Consider the following 4,967-nt stretch of genomic DNA (forward strand, 5'->3'; position numbering starts at 1 on the left):
CCGTCGAGGACGCCCGCGTCCACCACCACACCCACACCGGCATCCGCCAGCATGAACTCCACACGCTCGACCGGCAGTTCAGCATCCACCGGGACATACGCCGCCCCCGCCTTCCACACACCAAGAATCCCGGCAACCATCTCCACACCACGCGGCAGACGAAGCCCCACCACCGACTCCGCACCCACACCCCGGCCACGCAACCAATGCGCCAACCGATTCGCCCACACATCCAACTCGCCGTACGACACCTCAACGCCGTCCACGGTCACCGCGACCGCATCCGGAGCCGCAGCCGCCCACTCCTCGAACTGGGCCGGAATCGTCCTCCCATCCACCTCGACCGCGGTGTCATTCCACTCGGTGAGAACCCGATCGCGCTCATCGGCACCCAGCGCATCCACCGCATGCAGACGGACATCAGGCGCCGCGGCCACCGACTCCAACACCCGGCCGAACCAGCCCACCAACCGTTCAGCGGTCTCCGCCTCGAACAGATCCGCCGACGCGGTCAGGCCACCCCGCAACCCGGCCGGACGCCCCTCCTCGTCCAACACCTCCGACAACGACACATCGAGGTCGAACCTCGCCGAAACGGTGGCCACACCGCCTGCCGTCATCTCGTCGACACCCGTGCCGACCCCGGGCAGTTCCAGGGAGGCGCTCTCCATGTTCTGCACGGTGAGCATCACCTGGAACAGCGGGTGCCGGGTCAGCGAACGCTCCGGCGCCAGCTCCTCCACCAGCCGCTCGAACGGCACATCCTGATGCGCCAGCGCGCCCAGGTCCGCCTCCCGCACCCGCCCCAGCACCTCACGGAACTCCGGATCACCCGACAGATCCGTCCGCACCACCAACGTGTTCACAAAGAATCCGACGAGATCGTCCAGCGCCTCATCCGTACGTCCCGCGATCGCGGACCCGATCGGCACATCGGTCCCCGCACCGAGCCGTGACAGCGTCACCGCCAACGCCGCCTGAAGGACCATGAACACCGTCACACCCTCGGCCCGCGCCAGCTCCACCACCCGCTGATGCACCTCGACCGGCACCCGCAACGGCACCCGATGTCCCACATGACCGGACACCGCAGGACGCGCCCGATCCACGGGCAGCACCAGTTCTTCCGGCGCTCCGGCCAACTCCTGCCGCCAATAGCCGACTTGCTCGGACAACAGGCTGTCCGGGTCCGACTCCTCCCCGAGCAACTCCCGCTGCCACAACGCATAATCCGCGTACTGCACCGGCAACGCCGCGAACACCGGCGCCTCGCCACGCAGCCGCGCCGCGTACGCGATCGACACGTCCCGTGCCAGCGCGCCGCGCGACCAGCCGTCGCTGGCTATGTGGTGCGTCACGACCACGAGCACTTGGTCCTCCGGGCCGGCCTCGAACAGCCACGCCCGGATCGGCAGCTCCGCCGACAGATCAAACGTGTGCTGCGTGGCCTGCCGCACGGCCGCGTCCAGTTCACCGGTCTCCACGTGGGTGACCCGCAGCGACCAGTCGAGTTCCGCCGGGTCAAGGATGCGCTGGTAGGGCTCGCCTTCGACAACGGGGAACACCGTACGCAGCGACTCGTGCCGACCGAGCACATCCCGAAGTGCCGCGTCCAGCACCGCGGTGTCCACGCCACTGACCCTGACCGGCATCGAGATGTTGTACGTCGAACTCGGCCCCTCCAACTGGGCCAGGAACCAAAGCCGTTGCTGCGCGAACGACAACGGCACCCGCTCCGGACGCGTCTCCGCAGCCCGCAACGGCGTACGAGCCACCCCCGTCCCAGCGTCCAGGCGGTCGGCGAGCGCGGCCACCGTCGGCGCCTCGAACAACGCCCGAACCTCGACCTCCACCCCCAACACGACCCGAATCCGCGAGACCAACCGCACCGCCAACAGCGAATGCCCACCCAGCCGGAAGAAGTCGTCCTCGACCCCAACCGACTCCACACCCAGCACGTCGGCAAAGGCCGCGCAGAGGATCTCCTCCTGTACGGTCGCCGGACCCCGGCCGCCACTCGCGGCATACTCCGGCACCGGAAGGACCTTGCGGTCGAGCTTGCCGTTGGCGGTCAGCGGCAGCTCGTCCAGCGTGACGAACGCGGCCGGGACCATGTACTCCGGCAGCCGCGACGCCACCACGTCCCGCAGCACGCTGACATCGACACCGGTCTCGCCGTCGGCAGGCACCACATACGCGACCAGGCGCTTGTCGCCGGGCATGTCCTCACGGGCGATCACCGCGGCCTGCGCCACCTCGGCACAGGCTTCCAGCACGGCCACGATCTCACCCGGCTCGATCCGGAACCCGCGCACCTTCACCTGCTCATCGGCCCGGCCGGCGAACATTAGTTGCCCGTCCACGGTCCATTTGGCCAGATCTCCGGTCCGGTACATCCGCTCACCGCCGGAACCGAACGGGCACGCCACGAACCGCTCACCCGTCAGACCGGGCCGGCCCACATAGCCGCGCGCCAGACCGGCACCCGCCACGTACAGCTCACCCGCAACACCCACCGGCACCGGCTGCAACGTCTCGTCCAGCGCATACAGACGGGTATTGGCGATCGGCCGGCCGAACGGCACCGGGCCTTGCCGATCCGCGTCGACCACCTCGGCAGCCACCATCACCGTCGCCTCGGTCGGCCCATACGTGTTCACCAACCGGCGCCCCACCGACCACGCCCGCGCCACCGACTCACCAATCGCCTCGGCACCCACCAGCAGGGTCTCCACCTGCGACAGATCCTCCGGATCCAACACCCCGAGCAGAGACGGCACCACACTCGCCGCCCGCACCCCGGTCAACTCCGCCAGCCGCCGCGGCTCTGCCCTCTGCTCCTCCGACGCCACCCACAACGTCGCACCCGACGACAACGCCACCGCCACATCCAACACCGACGCATCGAAACTGAACGACGCGAACTGCAACACACCCACACCCGGACCCGCACCCATCACCGGCCCGAACACCGACACCAGATTCACCAACGACCCATGCGAGACCGCCACACCCTTCGGACGCCCCGTCGAACCCGACGTATAGATCACATACGCCAACCCCGACAGAACCAGCCGCACACCGGGCGCGGTATCCGGGTACTCCCCCAACCCGTCGAGGACGCCCGCGTCCACCACCACACCCACACCGGCATCCGCAAGCATGAACTCCACACGCTCGACCGGCAGTTCAGCATCCACCGGGACGTACGCCGCCCCCGCCTTCCACACACCAAGAATCCCGGCGATCATCTCCGCACCACGCCGGAGCCGAAGCCCCACCACCGACTCCGCACCCACACCCCGACCACGCAACCAATGCGCCAACCGATTCGCCCACACATCCAACTCGCCGTACGACACCTCAACACCGTCCGACACCACCGCCACCACACCCGGAGCCGCAGCCACCCACTCCTCGAACAACTCCACCACCGACGAACCAGCCACACCCGAGGCCGTGTCAGTGTCATTCCACTGCCGCAGCTGGGCACGCTCGTCGCCATCCAGCACATCCACCGCATGCAACCGGACATCGGGCGCCGCGGTCACCGACTCCAACACGCGGCCGAACCAGCCCACCAACCGTTCAGCGGTCTCCGCCTCGAACAGATCCGCCGACACGGTCAGGCCACCCCGCAACCCGGCCGGACGCCCCTCCTCGTCCAACACCTCCGACAACGACACATCGAGGTCGAACTTCGCCGAGTTGGTGGTCGACCGATCCAGGCTCTGCGATCCGCCTCCCCCGGGCTCGACGTTGTGCAGGGTGAGCATGACCTGGAACAGCGGGTGTCGGGACAGCGAGCGCTCCGGTGCCAGTTCCTCCACCAGCCGCTCGAAGGGCACGTCCTGATGTGCGAACGCGCCCAGGCTCGCCTCCCGCACCCGCCCCAGCACCTCACGGAACTCCGGATCACCCGACAGATCCGCCCGTACCACCAGCGTGTTCGCGAAGAACCCGACCAGGTCGTCCAGCGCCTCGTCCGTACGCCCGGCAACCGTCGACCCCACCGGAACATCCGTCCCCGCACCAAGACGGGAAAGAGTGACCGCCAGGGCCGCCTGAAGGACCATGAAGACCGTCACGCCCTCGGCGCGCGCCAGCTCCACCACCCGCTGATGCACCTCGGCCGACACCCGCAACGGCACCCGACGCCCCACATGGCTCGCCACCGCAGGACGCGCCCGATCCGAGGGCAACGTCAACTCCTCCGGCACCCCGGCCAACTCCCGCCGCCAGTACCCCACCTGCTGCGACAGCACACTCCCCGGGTCGGACTCCGCACCCAGCAACTCCCGCTGCCACAACGCGTAATCCGCGTACTGCACCGGCAACGCCGCGAACACCGGAGCGTCCCCCCGCAGGCGAGCCGCGTACGCCTTCGAGACATCACGCCGCAGCGCGCCCATCGACCACGCGTCGCCGGCGATGTGATGCACCACCACCACGAGTACCTGCTCATCCGGCCCGGCCTCGAACAGCCACGCCCGAATCGGCACCTCCGCCGCCAGATCAAACGCGTACTGCGACGCGTGGCTGACGGCAGCGCCCAGCTCGTCGGCCTCCACGCTGCGCACTTCGAGTCGCCACTGGAGCTCTCGCGCGTCGAGGATCCGCTGGTACGGCTCACCCTCCACGGCCGGGAACACCGTGCGCAGCGTCTCGTGGCGCCCGATCACGTCTCGCAGCGCGTCGTTCAACGCGGTGACATCCACCTCGCCGGTCAACGGCACAGCCAGGGGGATGTTGTAAGCCGGGCTCGGCCCCTCCAACTGGCCGAGGAACCACAGCCGTTGCTGCGCGAACGACAACGGCACCCGCTCCGGACGCGTCTCCGCAGCCCGCAACGGCGTCCGAGCCACCCCCGTCCCAGCGGCCAGACGGTCGGCGAGAGCGGCCACCGTCGGCGCCTCGAACAACGCCCGAACCTCGACCTCCACCCCCAACACGACCCGAATCCGCGA

The 4,967-nt window shown here is 68.9% G+C and carries 1 protein-coding gene; it reads right to left on the reverse strand.

From position 1 onward, the window contains the following. The coding region (locus tag ABT004_RS35860; protein ID WP_351345880.1) for a non-ribosomal peptide synthetase at nt 1–4,952 on the reverse strand (4,952 nt) is incomplete at its 3' end. Between the last annotated feature and the right edge of the window lie 15 nt (nt 4,953–4,967).

It is taken from the genome of Streptomyces sp. NPDC002790 (assembly GCF_040295505.1).
In the GTDB taxonomy this organism is placed as follows: Bacteria; Actinomycetota; Actinomycetes; order Streptomycetales; family Streptomycetaceae; genus Streptomyces.